The organism is Streptomyces sp. P17 (assembly GCF_032436805.1).
Taxonomy (GTDB): Bacteria; Actinomycetota; Actinomycetes; order Streptomycetales; family Streptomycetaceae; genus Streptomyces.
Genome location: NZ_JAVRBF010000928.1, coordinates 1 through 266 on the forward strand (window position 1 = coordinate 1; position 266 = coordinate 266).

Below are 266 nucleotides of genomic sequence, written 5' to 3' on the forward strand. Positions count from 1 at the left end.
GCGGCGGCGGGGGCCATGGTGACGAGGACGGCAGCACCCGCGAGCGCGCTGAAGGCGCGGCGGGTGAGAAGCGATCTTACAATGCTCATCGGTTTCTCCTCTCAGGTGCTTCCTGTCCTCCGTGTGGATCGCGTTGCAGGAAGCAAACAACTCGATCTTTTATCGATAAAAAACATTATTGGGGCAAGCTACACCCGCTTTTCCTGCTTGGCAAGCGAGCGATTGCGTTCGTGGCATCCGCATTTCCAGGCATTCCAGTCCATCGC

1 protein-coding gene is annotated in these 266 nt (G+C 57.9%); it reads left to right on the forward strand.

Translation table 11 applies throughout. The features are described from left to right. Positions 1–81 precede the first annotated feature (81 nt). A partial coding sequence (locus RMT89_RS43470; RefSeq protein ID WP_315889275.1) for a hypothetical protein occupies positions 82–266 on the forward strand: 185 nt, incomplete at its 3' end.